Source organism: Shewanella sp. UCD-KL12, from assembly GCF_001957125.1.
Taxonomy (GTDB): Bacteria; Pseudomonadota; Gammaproteobacteria; order Enterobacterales; family Shewanellaceae; genus Shewanella.
Map to the genome: position 1 here is coordinate 34415 of NZ_MPHJ01000007.1, position 21714 is coordinate 56128.

Here is a 21714-nt window from a genome sequence, read left to right on the forward strand (position 1 = left end):
GCACTTTAATCTTGTTAGGTGAAATGATGCAAATAGTAAAAGCGCTGGAAGATGACCTCAGTGTCAGTGACATCATCTATTTTATACTTTGTCTGATCAGTTGCGTGATTGTCGCTTTTAATGGTTGGGAATTTGTCATTAACTCAGTGACAGGGATATTAAGGTAGCAATATGGATGTTAATGAACTGACCTCTATGTTTGCTGATGCGATATTTTTGGTGGTCGCTATGGTCGCAGTACTTGTGGTGCCCAGTTTGTTAGTGGGTCTATTAATCGCGGTATTTCAAGCGGCGACACAGGTCAATGAGCAGACATTAAGTTTTTTACCTAGGTTAGTACTGACCCTCTTGATGGTACTGTTTTCCGGTCCATGGCTACTGCAGCAGATCTCTGATCTGTTTAATCGGTTGTTTATGAATATTCCCCATATAATTGGTTAGCCATGCTCTCTCTTACTTCAGTTCAGATCAGCAGTTTTATCGGTACTTTTTGGTGGCCTTTCTGCCGTATCATGGGGGCATTCATTGTTATGCCTTTTTTGAGTAGCTCCTATATTCCTGCCATGGTGAGAATATTGTTAGCTGTGCTCATTTCTGCACTCATTGCACCTATGTTACCCGCAGTCCCCTCGGTAGATGCTATCTCGATTGCGGCTCTGTTTATCGCTATCGAGCAGCTGCTTATTGGTTTTATGTTGGCCATGTTCCTCTACATCTTAATTCATGTGATGACACTGTTTGGTGCCATGATGTCGATGCAGATGGGACTCGCCATGGCGATTATGAATGATCCAGCCAACGGCAGCTCTAATCCCATTTTAAGCCAGTGGTTTCTGCTTTATGGCACCCTGCTGTTTTTGGCGTTAGACGGTCATCTTGTTGCGCTGGGAATTATAGTCGATAGCTTTAGGTTATGGCCCATAGGTACTGGCATTTTTGATCTGCCTTTCATGGGGTTAGTAGCACGTTATGCTTGGCTGTTTGCATCGGCATTTATGCTAGCAATACCAGCAATTCTTGCCATGTTAATGGTCAATATCACCTTTGGTGTGTTGAGCCGTGCAGCTCCCTCATTAAACGTATTTGCCCTAGGCTTCCCCATGTCTATGTTGATGGGCTTATTGTGCGTATTTTTCTCATTTAGTGGCTTACCAAGCCGCTATAGCGACCTGTGTTTGGACGCGCTTGCTGCCATGTATCAATTTATTGGTGGTATCACATGAGTAATAAGGATACCGGGCAGAGTAAGACTGAGAAAGCCACCCCCCAAAAGTTAAAGAAAGCCAGAGATGAGGGACAGGTCCCCCGGTCAAAAGATCTGGCATCAACGGCACTGATTATTGGTTGTTCTCTGATGCTGTTTTTGAGTGCAGATTGGTTTGCTGCGCGAGTCGCTGAGTTGACGCGTTTTAACATGTCTATCACCAAAGAGGAGTTAGACCGTCCCGGTATGTTGCTCGAGCATCTTGGCGCTTCCTTAGTTGAGATGCTTAATATACTTGGCCCTCTGTTCATCATGGTCGCGATTATTGCCATGATTGCTGGTGCTATGCCTGGCGGGCCTGTGTTTAGCTTTAAGAATGCGCAATTTAAATATAGCCGAATTGATCCTATTGCCGGGATAGGGCGTATGTTTTCAGTAAAGTCATTAGTTGAGTTAGTAAAGTCGATTCTAAAAATCACTTTGCTTATCAGCATAATGTTTACCTTCTTAGAGAGTAACTTGCAAACATTGCTGACTTACAATCAGCTGCCGATTGACGAGGCGGTCAGTAACGGTATCAATATGCTCGCTGAAGGCGTGCTTTATCTCGGTCTTGGGTTGTTGGTGATCACTTTTATTGATGTGCCTTATCAATACTGGCACCACCATAAAGAGCTCAGAATGTCTCGGCAAGATGTTAAAGATGAGCACAAGCAACAAGATGGAAAGCCAGAAGTAAAGGCGAAAATCCGTCAGTTACAACAACGTATGGGACGCTCTAGAGCTGAAATTGCGGTGCCACAAGCAGATGTGCTACTGGTTAACCCTACACACTATGCTGTGGCGCTTAAATATGATGTTGAAAAGGCTGATGCCCCCTATGTGCTGACCAAAGGGACTGATGAAGTTGCGCTTTATATGCGCCAAATTGCTCAACGAAATGATGTTGAAGTGATAGAGCTTCCGCCACTTACGCGTGCTATTTACTACTCAACCAAAGTCGAACAACAGATCCCAGCAGCTCTATTCATCGCTATCGCACACGTCTTGAGCTATGTGTTGCAGATAAAGGCCGCTCGAGAGGGTAAGAAAAAACGCCCCGATCCATTACCAAACTTTTTCATTCCAAAACACTTAAGACACGATTAAAGGTATCTCTCATGAACTGGTTATCTCGTACGTTTGCTGGAAATCGTAGCTATATAGGTATACCTATCATGCTGCTGACCATACTTGCTATGGTCATACTGCCACTGCCACCTTGGCTACTGGATATCCTATTTACCTTCAATATTGTCTTAGCTGTGATGGTGTTACTGGTAGCTGTCTCTATTAGGCGGCCTCTAGAGTTCTCAGTGTTTCCGACAGTATTGCTGTTAGCGACCCTGATGCGGCTAACTTTGAATGTGGCCTCAACCCGAGTGGTTTTAATTGAGGGGCATCAAGGCGGAGATGCGGCTGGCCGTGTGATCCAAGCGTTCGGTGAAGTGGTTATCGATGGGAACTATGTGGTCGGTGCAGTGATATTCCTTATCTTGATGATCATTAACTTCGTGGTGATCACTAAAGGTGGGGAGCGTATATCTGAGGTATCGGCTCGTTTTACCTTAGATGCACTGCCAGGCAAGCAGATGGCAATCGATGCTGACCTTAATGCTGGCGTGCTAAGCCAAGATCAGGCGAGACTTCGCCGTCAGGAGGTGGCGAGAGAAGCCGATTTCTACGGTTCGATGGATGGTGCCTCTAAGTTTGTTCGCGGTGACGCCATAGCAGGTATATTGATTTTGGCGATCAATATACTCGGTGGTATTGCCATTGGTGTGTTTATGCATGACTTAAGCGTGAGCGAGGCCTTTAAAACTTATGCCTTGCTAACCATAGGTGATGGCTTAGTGGCGCAGATCCCGTCGCTATTACTAGCTACCGCTGCCGCGATTATTGTTACCCGAGTCTCCGATGCGGAGGAGATGCCGACTCAGCTGAGTAAGCAGTTACTCGCCAACCCTAGAACCTTAGCGACAGCTGCGGTCATCATGGTGATCTTAGGTATTGTTCCTGGAATGCCAGCGTTAGTATTTCTTTCTTTTGCCGCTGTACTGGGCTTTTCGGCTTGGAAGCTGAGTCAAAAAGTTGAAGTATTGCCTGAGGAGGGGGTAGAGGAGAAATTAGAGAAGAGCCTTGCTGAACCATCTGTTCCCAGCTGGGAGGCGTTGCCATTTACTGATCTTATTGAGGTTCGACTCGGTTACCGACTTGTTCACTTGGTTGAGCGTAGCAAGGGAGCTGAGTTACAGAAACGGTTAACAGGTATAAGGCGTACCTTGTCAGAGCAAGCAGGATTCCTACTTTCTGAGGTTCGAGTGAGAGATAATCTGGCCTTAGCCCCTAATGCTTACCAAATTAATTTAATGGGAAATCCGGTGGTTACAGCAGAGCTTGAACCAGAGAAATTAATGGCGATTAAGAGTGGGCCAGTGTTTGGTGATATTGATGGCATTATTACTAAAGAGCCTGCTTATCAGATGGATGCACTCTGGGTTGAGCCAGAGAGTAAGGCAAAAGCGCTAAATCTTGGTTATTCGGTTGTCGATAATGCCACTGTCATAGCGACTCATGTGAGTAAGCTTATTCGTGAATCATTGCCAGATATGCTGCAACATGATGATGTGATAGCCCTAAGCGACCGCTTAGCTAAGCAGTCACCCAAGTTAGCAGAGTCTTTATCAACAGCATTAACACCAATCCAACAACTAAAAGTGTACCGTTTACTATTAAAGGAGCAGGTATCACTTAAAGATATTCGAACCATAGCGACGACTTTGCTAGATTGCAGTGAGAACAGTAAGGACCCGGTATTATTGGCAGCTGATGTCCGTTGTGCTTTGCGAAGCAGTATCTTGCACACTATAGCTGGCCAATCTCAGCAGTTAAACGTACTGACTTTAGCCCCTGAGCTTGAGCAAACCTTGATGACGGCGCTCAATCAGTCTCAACAGCAGGGGAAGGTGTCGCTGGATAGTTTTCCGGTTGAACCGCAACTATTGGCTCAGCTACAGCAGAAGATGCCACAGTTATTAGCGCAGGCAAAAGAGCAAGGTCATAGCCCTATGCTGTTGGTCTCTCCTCAGTTAAGGCCAATCCTGGCACGTTATGCGCTGGCGTTTGCAAGAGGTCTGCACGTACTTTCATACAATGAGATCCCCGAGAGTCGAGAGTTGATGGTGGCAGGGCAGTTAGGCTAATCATATGCAGGATAGGTAGGGAGCTAGGCTCCCTATTTTATACAGCTGGCATTTGTTTAATGAGAGTGGTTTGAGGCAAGAAACTTGAACATTGCCTGCAGGGCAAAGTTACGACTTTCATCGAGCTCCATAAAGATCTCATGACGAGCATTAGGGACATTAACCAGCTGGCATAAACCGCCTACAGCATGGTATTGAGCAAAATTATCGACAATCGTATCTTCATCTGCTTGAAGGATTAGAATCGGTGACTGACTGTTTTTTGCGGCTTTAATCGTTTTAGGCCCAGCATCAATAGATTCGACCAGCCAGTGATTGGTTGGGGAGCCGAGCTTTAATTCAGGCCTTTGTTCATAGAGGTGGCGATAATCATCGTAGCGTAACTGGCTTTTGGTGAGGTCATTTTTTTCGAATGCATCCGCATGATAATCTTTGCCGCCTAAAATATAGTTCGGCTCTTTACCTGCCTCGCTATCGAGTAAGTTAGCCAGCCAGCGGATAAACCGGCGACTTATGGGCAATTTAATGCCATACATAGGCGCTGAAAATGCAGCTGCGGTAAACGTTTCTGGATGCTTATCCATATAGAGCGTACCAATGGCGCCGCCCATCGAGTGGCCAACGAGAAATAGATCTTGATAGTCTTTAGGTTTCACGACGCTATCAATAAACAGTGAAAAGTCATCAATATAGGTATCAAACTTATCAATATGCCCTTGATGCGGGTTGTCGGTGATACGGCTAGATAGGCCCTGACCACGGTGATCGAGCGCGAAAACACTGTAACCTTGTTGATAAAGATCGAAGATTAACTCTTTGTATTTTAGGTATGATTCGACGCGACCATTGCTGAGAACCACAGCTCGTTTACTATCTGGATGTTTTATATAGGTATAACCTAGTGATATCTGATCATTAATTTTGATGAAGGATTCTTCGATATGACGCCAAAAATCTAGCTGCTGTTCGTTATTGAGTGAGTATTCAGAGCTAAAGCTGAGCTGTTTTGTGGCTGGATTGTCGACTTGTGACTCAATGGCTACCGTCATGATATCTACTGGGTTTATGTATACTTATTGGCAGTGTACCACAGTCTAAAACAGTGCTACGAACGGTGGTCAATATCGCTCGTAGCACATTGGTATTAGCTGCTCTTTTTTTGCTTTAAGATAAAGTCATTGATCTGTTGCTCGAGAACCGACATAGGTACTGAGCCATTTTCTAACAACGCATCATGAAAGGCTCTGATATCGAATGTTTCGCCAAGCTCATCTTCAGCTTTTGCTCTGAGTCGCTTAATCGTCAATTCGCCAATCTTATATGAAAGCGCTTGGCCAGGCCAAGAGATGTATCTATCAATCTCAGTGGTAACGTTGTGCATCGACAAGGCAGTGTTACTCGCCATAAAGTCTAGTGCCTGTTGACGACTCCAACCTTTAGCATGCATACCTGTATCGACAACGAGACGCGCAGCGCGCCACATCTCATAGGTTAGGCGGCCGAAGTTGCTATAGGGATCTTGATAGAAGCCCGCTTCTAAACCTAGATATTCTGAATAAAGTCCCCAGCCTTCACCAAAGGCTGATATGTAGCTATAGCGTCTGAAGTTAGGTAGGTTAGTCAGCTCTTTATTAAGCGATATCTGCAGGTGGTGACCAGGTACTGCCTCATGCAAGGTTAGCGCTTCCATCTCATATAAAGGTCTTTTATCTAAGGCGTAGGTATTTACCCAGTAATAGCCCGGTTGATCGTCTCTGTTGGAACCTGAGTAACGCCCAGTGGTGTACTTTGGCGCGATTTCAGCTGGCACAGGTTGGATACCATAGGGAGTTCTGGGTAACTTGCCAAAATACTTAGGTAGCATAGCATCGGCTTTTTTGGCGATATAAGCTGCTTCTTTGAGTAGCTCTTCTGCCGTTTTTGGATAGAACTGAGGGTCTGTGCGTAAAAAGTTAAGAAAGTCAGCAAAGCTGCCTTCGAAGCCAAGCTCATCGATGATCTCCTGCATCTCACCTCTGATACGTTTAACTTCTTTTAGACCAAGTTGATGGACCTCATCAGCACTCATATCGAGTGTGGTGTAGTAACGCACACGGTTTTCATAAAATTCGATGCCATAAGGTAGGCTAGCGCTGGCAATATCGACTCGAGCATTAGGAATATACTCTTTGGTCATAAAGTCATAAAACGCCTGATAAAGTGGCAGGACTTTTTGTTCAACTAATGCTTTTCCCTGTGCGGTGAGTTCATCTTGCTGAGCTTGAGTAAAGTGCTTAGGGTAGTGTTTGAACGGCTGAAAGTAGCCACTCTCCTCAACGGGTACCATAAAGGCACTGATGCTGTCTTCAAACCCCTTAAGCGTGACTTTTGGAGGCGTAATACCTGTCGATAGTCCCTGTTTTAACCAGTGAATTTGCTGGGCGAAATAGCGAGGCAGGGCATTAAGCTTAGCGATGTAATGCTGATAATCCGCTTGGGTGGCAAACTTAGCCTTAGTAATCGATGAGATATAGGCGTGAAATCCACTCTCGGCTGTGATGGGTAAGTAGTGGTCTTTGTACTTAAAAAGATCGACGCTATTTTGTAGCTGGCCTTGGAGGATCTGTGCGTTGATCTTATCTTCTTTAGTTAGTGAGGCGCTATCTATTGTTTTTAGCTCATCTAATAGCTGCTGTTTACGTAGATTGAGCGAGGCCAAATGTTGTGGTGATAAGTCTGCGAGTTTACCTGCAGCAGTGAGATCTCCATCAAGAAATGCTTGAGATGGATTGCTGTCTAGTTGAATTTGCCAATCTGCTTCAACAATAGCTTTAAGCTTAGCATCACTGATGCCAATGGTGAGTGGGCTTTCAACTGTTGATTCGGGTTGAGTCGCTTGTGTTGAAATGGGAGTTACTTGGCAAGCGCTAAGGGATATCGCGAGTAAACTGGGTAGCAGAAGCTTATGCATTACAAAGACCTTAATGGCTATTATTGTTATGTCCTCGATTATGCCTCAGGTTGGCGAGAGATTAAAATGGTATACAAAAACAGTTACAAAATGAGCTGACAAAAAAGCCGACATGATGTCGGCTTTTATAAAGTGTTGTCTCAGTCTGTTTAGATAACTCGAGAGAACTGCTGCTGACGAGCCTTTTCACGGTAGTAGACATCAAAACAGATACAGATATTACGGATCAATAAACGGCCTGTTGGGCTAATAGTGATCTTTCTATCTGTGATATTCACTAGCTTGTCGTCGATGAAAGTTTGTAGCAGTTTTAGATCTTCTGCAAAGTACTCTTCGAAGTTAATGCCAAGCTTGTCATCAATTTGGGCCATATCAAGATCGAAATGACAAATAAGCTGCTTAATCACAACACGACGAATCTCATCATCACGATTTAGATCACAACCTTTCCAGAGTGCATGTCCGTTAGCATCGATAGACTCGAAGTAAGGGCGGATATCTTTCTGGTTTTGTGCATAACAATCACCAATTTGGCTGATTGAAGACACACCAAGACCTAGTAAGTCACACTCTTCTTGTGTGGTATAACCCTGGAAGTTTCTGTGTAGGCGGCCTTCGTTCTGTAGAATAGAAAGCTCGTCATCTGGCTTAGCAAAGTGATCCATGCCGATGTACTGGTAACCAGCACCCGTGAGGGTCTCGATGGTTTGATGCAGCATATCTAGCTTCTGTTGAGGTGATGCTAGATGTTCATCTTTAATCTTACGCTGAGCTGCAAAACGTGATGGCAGGTGAGCATAGTTAAATACAGATAAGCGGTCAGGATCTAGGTCTAGAACACGTTGCATAGTTTCAGCAAAGGTTTCAGGTGTCTGATGTGGAAGGCCATAGATAAGATCTATGTTAGTAGATACAAAGCCCATCTCTTTCGCTTTAGCCATAAGATCAAAGATGAACTGCTCATCTTGCTCACGGTTAACCGCAATCTGAACCTTTTTATTAAAGTCTTGTACACCGATTGAGATACGGTTGAACCCAGCTTCTTGCAATGTATCAAGCATAGATAGCTCAATTTCGCGTGGGTCGACCTCAATTGAGTATTCGCCAACATCAGCCACATTAAAGTTAGTTTTAATCAATGCAGACAGTCTAAGGATCTGCTCAGGGCTTAAGAATGTTGGTGTACCGCCACCCCAGTGAATTTGAGTGACTAAGTAGTCTTTGAATAGCGGGGCACGCTTAACAATTTCAGTAGCAAGGTATTCGATATACTGATCGGCTTTATGCTGATGGCGTGTAATCACTTTATTACAGCCGCAGTAATAGCAAAGCTTGGCACAGTAAGGAATATGTATATATAGAGAAAGCTTATCGCTTTTGCTGTTCTTGATAGAGGTCAGCAGTTTCTCTTCAGTGAAAGAATCGTCAAACTCCAGCGCTGTTGGGTAAGAGGTATAACGGGGACCGCTGTAATTGTATTTTTCGATCATTGACTGATCCCAACTAATTTGGGTGGGCTGCTTCAAGGCGTGTCCTCCGAGGGTAGTAGTTTAGCAACATGTAAAGTATGCATGGTTATAAGTTTAATAACCTTGATCCATGTTGTAAAAATAAAAGCTGAAAAATAAATATGATCATTCCTGCTGGGGAATATCTATCAATTGAGTGTGAATGTCGCGATCAATTGGAGAATTTGTGCACAGACTCACGCGATATGGCAATAAAATAGAGAGTAATGGAGAGTTGATCTTGCTAGGGCAAGAGCAACTCACGCAGAAAAGCTCAGTGAAGTGGACTTGGTGTGAAGCTAGATAGCTGCTTAGCTTCATTGAGGATGTCTGCTTCAAGTTCCGCTTCTGAGCGCATTCGGGCAAAGTCGAGCTTCATGCGCTGCTGTTTTTCCAACTGTTTGCGGGTTTCCATGATCGGGTGATCTTGAATCACGGCAAAATGTTTGAAAATTGCAGGGTACTTTGACTCCACCTGTTCAGACATAGATAAAATGCCAAATAGTTTTGCTATTCTCATTACGCCTTCAGACAGTTCACAGCGATCTTCGAGCATGGCTGTCGCAATGTAGCGGATACTTCCTAAGTGCTCATCTATTCGAGCTTGATTGATATCATTTAACTCTTGCTGTTTCTTCTCTCTTTGCTTGGTTTGTTTACGCAATTTAAGCATTAACATTGTGGCATAGCTTGCAAGCGCCGCGATGATAATAAAGCCAGAGACTAGTAGCACAGTCGTCATGAGGTATCCTGTCTGAATATATGACTAGTAGATAACATTCCCTAAGGTGTCATCTACTAGTGTAACTAAGCGTTAATTTTTACTTCTGGTAATCTTTTAATAGATCTGCGCCAGACTCAAACTTGTCGAGTAGGTCATCATCACTCGCAGCTGCAGTCGATTGCACGACCTGTTCAAGGTCATCTTCTTCGGTGATCCCTAAGCGTTCCATTAGCTTCTCAATTTGGGTTAAGGTCTTTTCTAACCACTTCTGGTCTTCCTGACCTAACTCTCTACCCTCTTCGAGCATATCAAGTAGCTGGTTCAGTCTTGGATCTTCCTCTAGCTTAAGCAGCTTCTGCTCATCGCTGAGCTTAGGCCCTTGCTCTTTCTTAGGTGCAATTGTTTTTGTTGGCAGATCTAGGGCTACCGCTTTTTTACTACCATGTCGTGGATCTTTCTTAGCGGCAGATCCACCTGCATTACCACCCACAATATTGGCATTGTGTCGGCTACCTGCTTTATTGCCTGAATTCTGCTTTTTACCAGCAAGAACGCGTTCACTCTTCTTGGTTCTTGGGGCCAATTTAGGCGCATTTTCATTACTTTTACGGGACTTTTTAGAGTGTGACATGGTTTTTCTCAATAACTGGTAATACAAACTTTTAAATAAATGCGCTGATTAAAGATTAATTAGCGAACTTTGGTCGCGTTTTATATCAGATCCTGATGGTTTTTGCACCAGAATGAGATCATTTGATGCGAATAATAGCTTAAAACCTGCCTGTTGGGCTAGAAACTCGAATGTTGGACGTTGATAAAAGCTCACATGAGTCGGATTATTTTTGTGGTGCCACTTAGTAAAGTTCTCTGGCTCAGTCAGTATTTTGGTATTTATCGCTAACCAGGCACCTGGCTTTAATAGCTTGCAAAGTAATGACCACTCTCTTGATGGAAAGCGAAAGTGCTCAAAGACACGATAGCAACTGATAAAGTCGTATTCCTGTTTGAGAAGGCTGTGGTCAGGAGCGAAAAATGGATCATATTGACTTAGCTTATGGCCATAGATGCTAATTGCTTCAAGTGTGTCTGGTTTGGCTATGCGGCCAAAATTTAATCCTGTTAGTGGTTGTGCATTTTGCTGAGCACATTCCTGGATCAAGCTCTGTAAGAATTGGGCTAGTGGCTTTTGGTATTTCTCTGAGTTTTGTTGGTATCTACGTTTCTCAACATGAGGTAGCAGGTGGCTGTGTGCATCGGAGAAAATCAGCTGACATTGAGGACAGGTAAAAAGGCTACGTTTTTTGTCTTGGTAAAATAGTGAAGTGTGTTCATTGTGACAAAGAGGGCATCTAAGCATATAGGTATGGATTGCTCACTATTTTATGGGTTCTAGTATTTTGCCATAAAAAAAGGCGACAGTATGACTGTCGCCTTCCAAAAAGTGTCAAAGACACCAATTCTGATTTCAAGTATCCGTACTTGCTATGCGACTTTCCCGGTCGTTATCCATCTTTTTTTAGTCTGCTTTCCATGCATGTTTTCTAGTTGTCGGTCTTCCAGACGCTTTCTTTATATTCCTGAGTCTTCCTGACCACAGCTTCCGTAGATGGTCTTCATGACACATCACAATCCTATCGTCATCTTTGACGCCAAATGTAACCATCCTTGTTAAGGTTTACCGTTAGCTCAGTGATTAAACGTTCTAAAACTGATAATAATTTATCGGCGGAACGATTTTCTCTGAACCTGTAAGGGAGTGCTATTACAGCTACATGGCCTTCCTAACCAAGTTCCTTACGAATATTGTACTGACCTGGATTTCAAGTGAAATCACAACTCCTGTTATTTTTATTGGAGTAGTCTTAATTTATATTATTGTTATTGAGTAAATTTATTCTTATATCTTAAATGTTTATATCGACCGAAAACTGTAAGTTATTATTTAATATTTTATACAAACAGATGGGTTCATCTCGGTACGGGGCTATTAAACCTAAATCTGTGATCTCTGTCAAGCATGTTTTTAAGGGTACTTTACGTAAACGTAAAGTAATGGATAAAAAAAAGGTGGCAGCGCCACCTTTTCATAACAAGCCTAAAAGTTACTTAAGGCTTGATATATATTTAGATAATGCTTCGATATCATCGCTGTTTAGCTTTTTAGCGATATCTTGCATCATGCCGTTTAAGTCGTTGTTACGATTTGTATCGCTAAACTTGTTTAACTGTATTTTTAGGTAATTGGCATGTTGACCAGCAATGGCTGGGAAGCCTGCTAGTTCCATTCCCTTACCTTCTGGGCCATGACATGCAATACAAGCTGTGATACCACGAGCCATATCGCCGCCCCTATATAGCTGCTCACCTAGAGCTGGAATATCTTTTACTTCTGCGACAGTTTGAGTCTGTGAAGCATAGAATGCAGCAACATCTTCAATATCTTGGTCGCTTAGCATTACAGCCATACCACCCATAATCGGATCGTTACGGCCATCTTTACCACCTGTTTGCGCGGCATTTTTGAAATCATGCAGCTGCTTAGATAGGTAAGTTGCTTGCTGGCCAGCAAGCTTTGGGTACATGTCTATCATGCTGTTACCATCAACACCGTGACAGGCAGAACAAACAATTGCTTTAGTTTTTCCAGCTTCAGCGTCACCTTCTGCCATTACAGGAGAAGAGATACAGGCTAAAACTGATAGCGCAAGAGCTAACTTTTTCATGGCGTTCCAACTTATTGTTAAATTTTTTTGTCCTGAGCTTACTAGCAGAGCCCGCAAGCGTGATAAAATGTAACTTATGTGATCGGGGTAATATTTTACACGAAATTGTGAAAATGTAAGCAATTCTTCGATATTTATAGTGCAAAACTTAATATTTTTGGAGTCAGTAGTGACTGAATCTCGTATTGATTTTCGTAAAGCCAAGTTTTTAATTAGTGCTCCTGATATTGCACATCTCGATGAGCACCTTCCTGGTGATGCTGGCGTCGAGATTGTGTTTGCGGGGCGATCGAATGCCGGAAAGTCGAGTGCATTGAATCTGCTCACAGATCAGAAAGGTTTAGCTAGGACCAGTAAAACCCCTGGGCGAACTCAGTTAATTAATGTTTTCAAACTTGATGAACACCGTCGCTTGGTAGATCTACCTGGCTATGGTTTTGCCCAGGTTCCTTTAGCATTAAAGAAGAAATGGCAGGAAGCTCTAGGTGAATATCTGCAAGAGCGACAGTGTCTAGGCGGTATGGTTGTACTGATGGATATTAGGCACCCATTAAAAGATCTGGATATGCAGATGATTGAATGGGCTGTTGATAGCGAAGTACCTGTATTAGCTCTGCTCACTAAAGCTGACAAGATGAAGCAAAGTGAACGGATGAAAATGGTTAATGAAGTCAGAAAGCACTTAGGTGATTTTGATGGTCGAGTTAAAGTTGAACCTTTCTCATCGCTAAAAGGGATTGGTAAAGCTAAGGTGCTGGGAATTCTGAATGATTGGTGTCATCCACAATGGTTGGTTGAAGCTATTGCAGAGGCTGAAATAGCTGAAGCGAGCGATGAATCAAAAGAAGGGTAATTAATTGGAATCATCATTGTTGAACTGATGACTTAAAATACCGCTTAAGAATGCCTGTCATACTTGCCTATGATAGGCATTTTTTTTGCTTAAATTTAGCTTGTTTCAGGCAAAAAAATAGCCGACGGAAAAACCATCGGCCCAATTAGCTCTTTTGGGGAGAAGCTAAATTCAACAAGACTCAAGTGTCACTGAGTTGAACTCTGCGACTCTCAATATCGATATCATACCGCGAATTTAACTTTAATTAAAGTAAATGCTCTAAAATAAATTTTAGACGAAAAAAAGCCCCAGCAATATAAACTGCTGAGGCGCCATAATTTGGCTGTTCACTATAAAGTGAAATAAAAGGTTTGAAAGATAGAACATCTTAACCTCTGTACCCTACGCAGAGAATAATACCCCATTGACCGTTATTTAGGAAACTGTTTTTTCAAAAGAACGGCAATATTGTGACTTAGATCTAACAATTTCGTTGATAAAATGTTGGCTTTTGATCTGATAATTACCATTATAGCGTTTAAAAATGAATCACTTAAATGATTCCGCTCGATTAATCATCGGTTACTGAATTTTTTGTACATTTAGAGTTCTTACTTAAGTGATAAAGCTGGGTTTGCTATTATCTAGCGAAGGGGAGTGATCGCAACTATGTTATTAGTCACTTTTTTATGAGCAGAAAGCAAAAAGCCTTCGACAAAATCGAAGGCTTTTGGTGGAAAAAAGGTGGTATTAAACCTTAATGTGCTTGTTCCCAGTTATCACCAATTCCAGCTTCTGCAAGTAGGTTGACATCAAGGGCTACGGTAGCTGCCATCAGCTGACAAACTTTTTGTTTCATCTCTTCAGCTTTATCAATATCGACTTCAAAAACGAGTTCATCGTGTACTTGCATGATCATGATTATCTCGCCATCTGTTTCCGTTTTAATCCAATTGGCAATATCGATCATCGCTTTCTTGATGATGTCAGCAGCGGTGCCTTGCATCGGTGCATTAATCGCTGCACGTTCTGCGGCTTGGCGTCTCATGGCATTTCTGTCTTTTATTGCAGGTAGATAGAGTCGGCGGCCATAGAGGGTGGATACGTAGCCTAATTCAGCGGCTTCAGCGCGTGTATCTTCCATGTACTTCAATACACCAGGGTAACGTTTGAAATAAGTATCAATATACTTCTGGGCTTCGGCTCGAGGAATATCTAATTGTTTAGCTAGTCCAAAGGCTGACATGCCATAAATGAGGCCGAAATTAACCGCTTTAGCACGGCGGCGTTGCTCAGTGGTGACTTCGCCAAAATCTACGTCAAACACTTCAGCTGCTGTGGCTTTATGGATATCTTTGCCTTCAGCAAAAGCTGTTAGTAATCCCTTATCTTGTGATAGATGGGCCATGATGCGTAGCTCTATTTGAGAGTAATCGGCAGCGAGTACCTTTTTGCCCTCTTGAGCGATAAATGCGTGACGAATTCGGCGTCCCTCTTCTGTGCGAATTGGGATATTTTGCAAGTTAGGCTCGCTTGAAGATAAGCGACCTGTCGCCGCATTAGCTTGATGGTAGCTGGTATGGACACGACCACTTTGGCCATTTACCATCAAAGGTAGCTTATCAGTATAAGTGCTCTTTAATTTCGCTAGGCTTCTATGTTCTAGGATAATTTTTGGTAGAGGGTAATCTAGGGCTAGCTCAATCAATACCTCTTCAGCTGTAGATGGAGCGCCTTTAGGGGTTTTCTTGATCACTGGGTAACCCAGTTTTTCGAAAAATAGTACCTGCAACTGCTTTGGGGAGCTTAAGTTAAACTTCTCTCCGGCAATCTCAAAGGCTTTTTGCTCTAATTCATCTATGGTTCTCGCTAGCTCTTCGCTTTGCTGGCCCAGCATCATGCTATCTATAAGTACGCCTTGACGCTCTATATCAGATAGGATTTGAACCAGTGGTAGTTCGATTTCGGTAAACACAGACGCAAGCAGCGGCTCTTTTTCCAGTCTGGCCCATAGATGCTGATGTAATCTTAAGGTGATATCGGCATCTTCTGCGGCATAGGGAGCCGCTGTTTCTAGGTCAATTTGATTGAAAGTGAGTTGTTTAACCCCTTTTCCAGCAATCTCTTCAAAGCTAATGTTTTTATGGCCTAGGTATTTTAGCGCTAGGTCATCCATGTTGTGCTTAGAGGCTACCGAATTAAATACATATGACTCAAGCATGGTGTCGAACGCCACACCTTGGAGCTTAATACCGACATTGGCGAAGATACTGATATCGTACTTTAGGTTTTGCCCGACTTTCTTAAGCTTGGCATCTTCAAGTAGTGGCTTGAGCTTTGCTAAAGCCTCCGCTTGATCGAGTTGAGCGGGTGCATCAAGGTAATCATGAGCCAGTGGTAGGTAAGCGGCTTTACCTGCTTCGACTGCGAATGAGATGCCTACGAGCTTAGCTTCCATATAGTTAAGACTGGTTGTCTCGGTATCAATGGCAATAAGCTCGGCGCTTTTAAGCTTACCAATCCAAGTGTCTAGCTCTTCATGGGTAAATATGGTGCTATATTCAGTTTCAATCTCTTGTTTAGTGACCGCTTCATCAGTGCTATCACTTTTATTGGCACTAGCTTTATTATCTAGCTTGTTATCGAGAATCTCGGCTAACCAGCGCTTAAATTCCATCTCTCCAAAGTATTTTATGAGTTGGTCTTTATCAGCTGGCGTGACATTTAACTCTTTCCAACTCTCTTCAAGTTCAACATCTAACTTTATGGTCGCTAACTCGTAGGAGAGTTTTAGTAGATCCCCGTGCTCGGCAAGTTTTGCTGGCATTGTCTTTGAGCCACGAAATCCAAGCTCTGGCATTTTTTCTGGATTAGCGAGGATCTTATCTACGCCGCCAGCACCGGTTAACATAGCGACTGCTGTTTTCTCTCCAACACCAGGTAGACCCGGGATATTATCGGATTTGTCCCCCTGCAGTGCTAAGAAGTCAATAATCAGCTCAGGTCCAACGCCAAACTTAGCTTTTACCTCATCAGGCCCCATCACAGTATTTGTCATGGTATTGATAAGCGTGACATTCTCATCGACAAGCTGTGCCATATCCTTATCACCTGTACTGATAAGTACAGCTCTTCCCTCTTGGCTAGCTTGAGTGGCTATGGTGCCGATCACATCATCAGCTTCAACACCTGGAATACAAACTAACGGTAAACCCATCGCGCGAATGATCTGATGTAAAGGTTCTATCTGAGTGCGAAGATCATCAGGCATCGCAGGTCTGTTAGCCTTATAGTCCTCATACATATCATTACGGAAAGTTTTGCCTTTTGCATCGAAAACCACCGCCATCTGGCTTGGCTCATATTGGTTGAGTAGGCTTCTTAGCATATTGATTACGCCATAAACTGCACCTGTAGCTTCACCTTTAGAGTTGGTGAGATGTGGCGGTGCATAATAAGCGCGATAAAGGTATGAGGAACCATCCACTAGAACTAAAGGATTTTCGGCAATTTTAGGCATAATTTAGTATTCGACTTAGGTTTCGAGAGCTGTATTTGACTCAGATTTAGATAGTATTGCTAGCATGCCACATAAGGGGAATTTCAGCCACGGCAAATAACACACAGCCTGTGGATAAGTCTGTGAGTTAAACTTTTATCTTTACTTGATGCTCTGTTTAGTGCTAGAAAATCGAGGGTCGTAACTCATTGATTTCTAGTTGAAACTAAAAAAAGTGTGAACTAGACATTAGTTTCTTGAAAATCATCCTAATTTGTGGATTTAATTATTTCCCTGTCTTTCTGGACTCTCCCCTTGGCTAAATAATCAGCGCTTGGTAAAGTCGATGCACTAACTTAGCATGAAAAATAATCGGATCAAGTGGTTTGTTGTCATCTTGTTAAAATAAAATGATATATAGAGGTCAGTTTTAATGAAAAAAATAGCAGTTTTATTGAGTGGCTCTGGCGTATTCGATGGTAGTGAGATCCATGAGTCAGTATTAACATTGTTAGCGCTTTCAAGGCTGGCTGTTGATTACCAGTGTTTTGCACCCAATATTTCTCAGATGCATGTGGTTAATCATCTGACTGGAGAGGTCGAAGCCGATGAGAGTCGTAATGTTTTAGTTGAGTCGGCTCGTATTGCCCGTGGGGAAATATTACCAACAGATGCTTTGTTGATAGAGGAGTTTGACGCCTTAATCATTCCTGGTGGTTTTGGCGCTGCCAAGAACTTATGTAATTTTGCTACTAATGGTAGCGATTGCGAGATCTTACCTTTGGTTTCTCTATTTGTGGCTGAGTTTGCAAAAACCAATAAGCCTGTAGGTTTTATCTGTATTGCCCCAATAATGATCCCACGCCTGTATGGTGAGGGAGTTGTAGCGACTATAGGCAATGATACTGAAACAGCCCAAGCGTTTAATCTTATGGGGGGCTGTCATCAAGATGCCATAGTAGAGGATATTGTGGTTGATGAAGAAAATAAGATTGTCAGCACCCCAGCATACATGCTGGCTGGCAGTATTGCCGAAGCGAGTATTGGTATAGAGAAACTCGTGAAAAAAGTTGTGGAGATGATTTAAAGCTGCGAGTAGTGAGAGTGTTGCAGTGCAACTACGAGAACGAAACTTCATTTCTACGAGAAAGAGGTAGTAAGCTTTTGCCTCTAGCTCGTAGCCAACTTGTTCTCGCTCTCGGAGTGAGTCTGCGAACGTGCTCGAAGCTGCTTTACTGCTTGATTCTTTTACTATCTAACAGGCCTTGTGCGAGCCCGACAATCAAGCCACCGATATGGGCGCCATTGGCGATGGATAAGCCGAACATATCGGTAAACCCCAATACTAGCCAGATCAACATAAAGCCCATATAAGCCGGGGGGAGGCCTATTCCAAGCTCGGGTCTCTTAGTTCCCATAATCCAGGTGTAACCTACCACTGCATACACAACGCCAGAAAGTCCGCCAAAGTGTGGGCCTGCAACAAAATATTGCACAATATTAGGCAAGGTTCCTGCGACTAGCAATAAGATGAGAAGGGGGCTTATGCCTAGTTTATTTTCAATTTTGCCGCCGAGATACCACCACCAAAGCAAATTAAAGATGATATGCAGCGCGGAGAAGTGCAATAAGCTAGGTGTAAAGAGTCGCCAAAACTCATTGAGAGATGAGCCTGGTACAGCGTTAAAAAAAGATAGGTACTGATAGATAGGATCGGCCAGCCCTAAATTGAAACCGGCAAAAACACCAATACAGACGAGGATAATACCCAGTGTTAATGGGCCTGCCCCTGTAATAAATTGGGTAAACAGTTGTAGCCCAGGAGCGCCGTAATCAAGCTTTAAGTTGCTATCTCCATTATCCCATGAGGCTTGAAGGTATTTGGGATCATGAGGGTTTTGGATGAAGTGCTCAAATTCGAGCCTAGCTCGGATACTGTCATGATCATGCAAAACAAGAATAGCGACCCCTTGTTCAACTGACATAATCTTACAGTCGACATTTTGCCCCTTAAGGTAATCGACTAGCGCTTGTGCTGCTCGATTGTTGGGAAGTCTGCCTATTTCTATCATCGAGTATCCTTAAGGTTATTTTGTCTTAATGCTATGCGTGAGCTTCTCGCCAAGCTTGAAAGCCGCCGTCTAGGCTATAGACATCGTCAAAGCCTTGTTCGACAAGATATTGTGCAGCACTTTGACTACTAATACCGTGATAACAAACAACAATGAGTGGTAGATCCATATCGGCTTGACCAATAAATTGAGCAAGGTTTTCATTGTTAAGGTTAATTGAATTTTCGATATGACTGGTTTCGAAACTGGCGGCATCACGGATATCGACAATTTGGATCTCAGAATCGCTTTGAGAAAGTTGAATTAGCTGATTAACGCTAAAATGCTGGAAGCTAGACATAGAAAAGTACTGTTAAGTAATAAAGGTATAGCTTAATTGTGCAATATGGGGCTGTATTAGTACAGCCCCAGCTAATTATGGGTTAATTAGCTCCAGTCTAAGATTACTTTGCCTGACTGACCTGAACGCATCGCGTCGAAGCCCTGCTGGAAGTCTTCAATCTTATAATGGTGAGTGATGATTGGTGAGATATCTAAGCCTGATTGGATCAAACTCGCCATCTTATACCAGGTTTCGAACATTTCACGGCCGTAGATACCTTTAATTATCAGACCTTTAAAGATAACTTTACTCCAGTCGATTGCCATATCATCGCCAGGAATACCTAGCATAGCGACTTTACCACCATGGTTCATGGTATCAAGCATTGAGTGGAAGGCGCTTGGTACACCTGACATCTCTAGACCTACATCGAAGCCCTCAGTCATACCAAGTTCTGACATGACATCTTCTAGCTTCTCTTTAGCTACGTTGACGGTACGGGTTGCGCCCATTTTAGCGGCAAGCTCAAGCCTGTATTCGTTAACGTCAGTGATCACAACGTGGCGGGCACCGACATGACGACAGACTGCAGCAGCCATGATACCGATAGGACCAGCGCCTGTGATCAAAACATCTTCACCGACAAGGTCGAAAGAAAGTGCGGTATGGACAGCATTGCCGAATGGATCAAAGATAGAGGCTAGGTCATCAGAGATATCATCTGGGATCTTAAATGCATTAAAAGCAGGAATGACTAAGTATTCAGCAAATGCACCATCACGATTTACACCAACACCAGATGTGTTTCGGCATAGATGGGTACGACCTGCGCGACAGTTACGGCAGTGACCACAAGTGATATGGCCCTCTCCTGATACTCGGTCACCAATAGTAAAGCCTCGAACCTCTTGGCCTATATCGACAACTTCACCGACATATTCATGGCCAACGACCATAGGTACTGGAATGGTGTTTTGAGACCAGGTATCCCAGTTATAGATGTGTACATCGGTACCACAAATTGCTGTTTTACGGATCTTAATTAGCAGGTCGTTATGACCCATCTCTGGCTTAGGTGCATCCACCATCCAGATGCCTTCTTCAGGCTTTAACTTGCTTAATGCTTTCATGTTGTGACCTTCAAGACTGCTTTTGATACTTATTGGCTATGGAAGGCTTAAGTACCATGCAGAAAACTGACACGTTAACTATAGTTTGCCTACGCTTATGGAGGCAGGCAAACCACTTGTCATGGTTAGATGATCTTCATCTCTTTTGCGATACGAGTAAATGACTCGATAGCTTTATCTAGCTGAGCTTTAGTGTGCGCTGCAGACATTTGAGTACGAATACGTGCCTGACCTTTTGGCACAACAGGGAAAGAGAATCCAATGACATAGATGTTCTCTTCAAGTAAACGGTTAGCAAAGTCACCAGCGAGTTTGGCATCGCCAATCATTACTGGAATGATTGCATGGTCGGCACCGCCTAAAGTAAAGCCGGCAGCGCTCATCTTCTCGCGGAAGTAGCGGCTATTTTCCCATACCGCTTCACGTATTGCTTGGCCTGACTTTAGCATTTCCAGTACGTGGATAGAGGCGGTTACAATTGATGGAGCTAATGAGTTAGAGAAAAGGTACGGACGTGAGCGCTGACGCAACCAATCGACGACCTCTTTTTTAGCTGAAGTAAATCCGCCTGAAGCACCACCAAGCGCCTTACCTAAGGTACCTGTAATGATATCTACGCGATCCATGACTTCACAGTACTCGTGAGTACCTCGGCCATTTTGACCGATAAAGCCTACTGCGTGCGAATCGTCAACCATGACGAGGGCACCATATTGGTCAGCAAGATCACAAACACCCTTTAGGTTGGCGATAACGCCGTCCATAGAGAACACACCATCGGTGGCGATCATGATGTTACGAGCACCCGCTTCTTTTGCCGCTTTTAGCTGAGTCTCTAAATCGACCATATCATTATTAGCATAGCGGAAGCGCATTGCCTTACATAGACGGACTCCGTCGATGATAGAAGCATGGTTGAGCGCATCAGAGATGATAGCGTCTTCTTTGCTGAGCAAGGTTTCAAAAAGACCAGCATTTGCATCGAAACAAGAAGAGTAAAGTATGGTGTCTTCCATACCTAAAAATTCACTAAGGCTAGATTCAAGCTGCTTATGGATATCTTGTGTGCCACAGATAAATCTTACTGAAGCCATACCAAAGCCATGATCGCTTAATCCATCTTGGGCTGCTTTTACTAACTCAGGGTGGTTAGCTAGGCCAAGGTAGTTATTAGCACAGAAGTTCATGACTTCAGTGCCATTGACTTTAATTTCAGTTTGCTGAGGAGAGACGATTACACGCTCACTCTTATATAAGCCTTCAGCTTTAACTTCAGTAAGTTGTTGATTGATCTGGTCGTAGAATGAGGTCGTTGCCACCTGAATTCTCCTTAATTAGCATTATTTTGAGTAGTGGAGTGGCGGCATTTTAACCTTAAACTTCTCCGCCCTACAGCCTTTTTTTTACGAGTTACCGCTAGATGAATTAGTTTAGGGCTAGCCTGGTTTTCACATTAATAAAACTAATCAGTAACAAACAGATTTAGCTATGACTCGTCGTCTATT

General features: G+C 43.3%; 19 protein-coding genes. 7 read left to right on the plus strand and 12 right to left on the minus strand.

Translation table 11 applies throughout. The features are described from left to right. Positions 1-26: 26 nt before the first annotated feature. From BM736_RS25190 to flhA, 5 genes are read left to right on the plus strand one after another with little or no spacing between them, the layout of a single operon-like run. Positions 27-167: a hypothetical protein gene (locus tag BM736_RS25190; protein ID WP_179079058.1), complete on the plus strand. Its 141-nt coding sequence runs from the start codon at positions 27-29 to the stop codon at positions 165-167. A gap of 4 nt (positions 168-171) precedes the next feature. Beyond that, positions 172-441: a flagellar biosynthesis protein FliQ gene (fliQ, locus tag BM736_RS13700; RefSeq protein ID WP_076413123.1), complete on the plus strand. Its 270-nt coding sequence runs from the start codon at positions 172-174 to the stop codon at positions 439-441. Between the two features lie 2 nt (positions 442-443). Continuing rightward, positions 444-1223, plus strand: a complete 780-nt coding sequence (fliR, locus tag BM736_RS13705) for a flagellar biosynthetic protein FliR (RefSeq protein ID WP_076413125.1) — start codon at positions 444-446, stop codon at positions 1221-1223. After that, entirely contained in the window at positions 1220-2353 is a 1134-nt protein-coding gene (gene flhB / locus BM736_RS13710; RefSeq protein WP_076413127.1) for a flagellar biosynthesis protein FlhB, read from the plus strand. Before fliR ends, flhB begins: the two co-directional genes overlap by 4 nt. Positions 2354-2364: 11 nt before the next feature. After that, positions 2365-4446 (plus strand): flagellar biosynthesis protein FlhA, encoded by a 2082-nt coding sequence (gene flhA / locus BM736_RS13715; RefSeq protein WP_076413129.1) that lies wholly within the window; start codon positions 2365-2367, stop codon positions 4444-4446. A gap of 56 nt (positions 4447-4502) precedes the next feature. Here the strand turns inward: flhA and BM736_RS13720 are convergent, their stop codons facing one another. From BM736_RS13720 to BM736_RS13750, 7 genes are all read right to left on the minus strand, one after another. After that, entirely contained in the window at positions 4503-5495 is a 993-nt protein-coding gene (locus tag BM736_RS13720) for an alpha/beta fold hydrolase (RefSeq protein ID WP_076413131.1), read from the minus strand. Positions 5496-5590: 95 nt separating this feature from the next. Further along, entirely contained in the window at positions 5591-7396 is a 1806-nt protein-coding gene (locus tag BM736_RS13725; protein WP_076413133.1) for a DUF885 family protein, read from the minus strand. A gap of 149 nt (positions 7397-7545) precedes the next feature. Further along, positions 7546-8922: an oxygen-independent coproporphyrinogen III oxidase gene (gene hemN / locus BM736_RS13730; protein WP_076413135.1), complete on the minus strand. Its 1377-nt coding sequence runs from the start codon at positions 8920-8922 to the stop codon at positions 7546-7548. Positions 8923-9178: 256 nt separating this feature from the next. Then, positions 9179-9646 carry a DUF2489 domain-containing protein gene (locus BM736_RS13735; protein WP_076413137.1) on the minus strand — a complete coding sequence of 156 codons (468 nt, stop codon included), beginning with the start codon at positions 9644-9646 and terminating at the stop codon, positions 9179-9181. 79 nt (positions 9647-9725) lie between these two features. After that, positions 9726-10259 (minus strand): Der GTPase-activating protein YihI, encoded by a 534-nt coding sequence (yihI, locus tag BM736_RS13740; protein ID WP_076413139.1) that lies wholly within the window; start codon positions 10257-10259, stop codon positions 9726-9728. Positions 10260-10307: 48 nt separating this feature from the next. Beyond that, a complete protein-coding gene (locus BM736_RS13745) occupies positions 10308-10985 on the minus strand; it encodes a methyltransferase domain-containing protein (RefSeq protein ID WP_076413141.1) in 678 nt (225 codons plus the stop codon). A 745-nt stretch (positions 10986-11730) separates the two neighbouring features. Next, entirely contained in the window at positions 11731-12351 is a 621-nt protein-coding gene (locus tag BM736_RS13750) for a cytochrome c4 (RefSeq protein ID WP_076413143.1), read from the minus strand. Between the two features lie 169 nt (positions 12352-12520). Here BM736_RS13750 and yihA point away from each other — a divergent pair, with 169 nt between their 5' ends. After that, positions 12521-13204 (plus strand): ribosome biogenesis GTP-binding protein YihA/YsxC, encoded by a 684-nt coding sequence (gene yihA / locus BM736_RS13755; protein ID WP_076413145.1) that lies wholly within the window; start codon positions 12521-12523, stop codon positions 13202-13204. Between the two features lie 739 nt (positions 13205-13943). Here the strand turns inward: yihA and polA are convergent. Then, positions 13944-16706, minus strand: coding sequence for a DNA polymerase I (polA, locus tag BM736_RS13760; protein ID WP_076413147.1), 2763 nt, complete (start codon positions 16704-16706; stop codon positions 13944-13946). 412 nt (positions 16707-17118) lie between these two features. Between polA and elbB the strand changes: the two genes are divergently transcribed. Beyond that, complete coding sequence (elbB, locus tag BM736_RS13765; RefSeq protein ID WP_076413149.1) at positions 17119-17772, plus strand: isoprenoid biosynthesis glyoxalase ElbB; 654 nt, start codon at positions 17119-17121, stop codon at positions 17770-17772. Between the two features lie 145 nt (positions 17773-17917). Here the strand turns inward: elbB and glpG are convergent, their stop codons facing one another. The 4 genes from glpG to BM736_RS13785 form a co-directional block, all read right to left on the minus strand. Beyond that, the gene (glpG, locus tag BM736_RS13770) at positions 17918-18757 is read right to left on the minus strand and encodes a rhomboid family intramembrane serine protease GlpG (protein ID WP_076413150.1); all 840 of its coding nucleotides are present in this window, start codon (positions 18755-18757) and stop codon (positions 17918-17920) included. 31 nt (positions 18758-18788) lie between these two features. Next, positions 18789-19097, minus strand: a complete 309-nt coding sequence (glpE, locus tag BM736_RS13775) for a thiosulfate sulfurtransferase GlpE (RefSeq protein ID WP_076413152.1) — start codon at positions 19095-19097, stop codon at positions 18789-18791. 86 nt (positions 19098-19183) lie between these two features. Continuing rightward, positions 19184-20209, minus strand: coding sequence for an L-threonine 3-dehydrogenase (gene tdh / locus BM736_RS13780; protein WP_076413154.1), 1026 nt, complete (start codon positions 20207-20209; stop codon positions 19184-19186). A 125-nt stretch (positions 20210-20334) separates the two neighbouring features. Next, positions 20335-21528 carry a glycine C-acetyltransferase gene (locus BM736_RS13785; RefSeq protein WP_076413156.1) on the minus strand — a complete coding sequence of 398 codons (1194 nt, stop codon included), beginning with the start codon at positions 21526-21528 and terminating at the stop codon, positions 20335-20337. Positions 21529-21714: the final 186 nt, after the last annotated feature.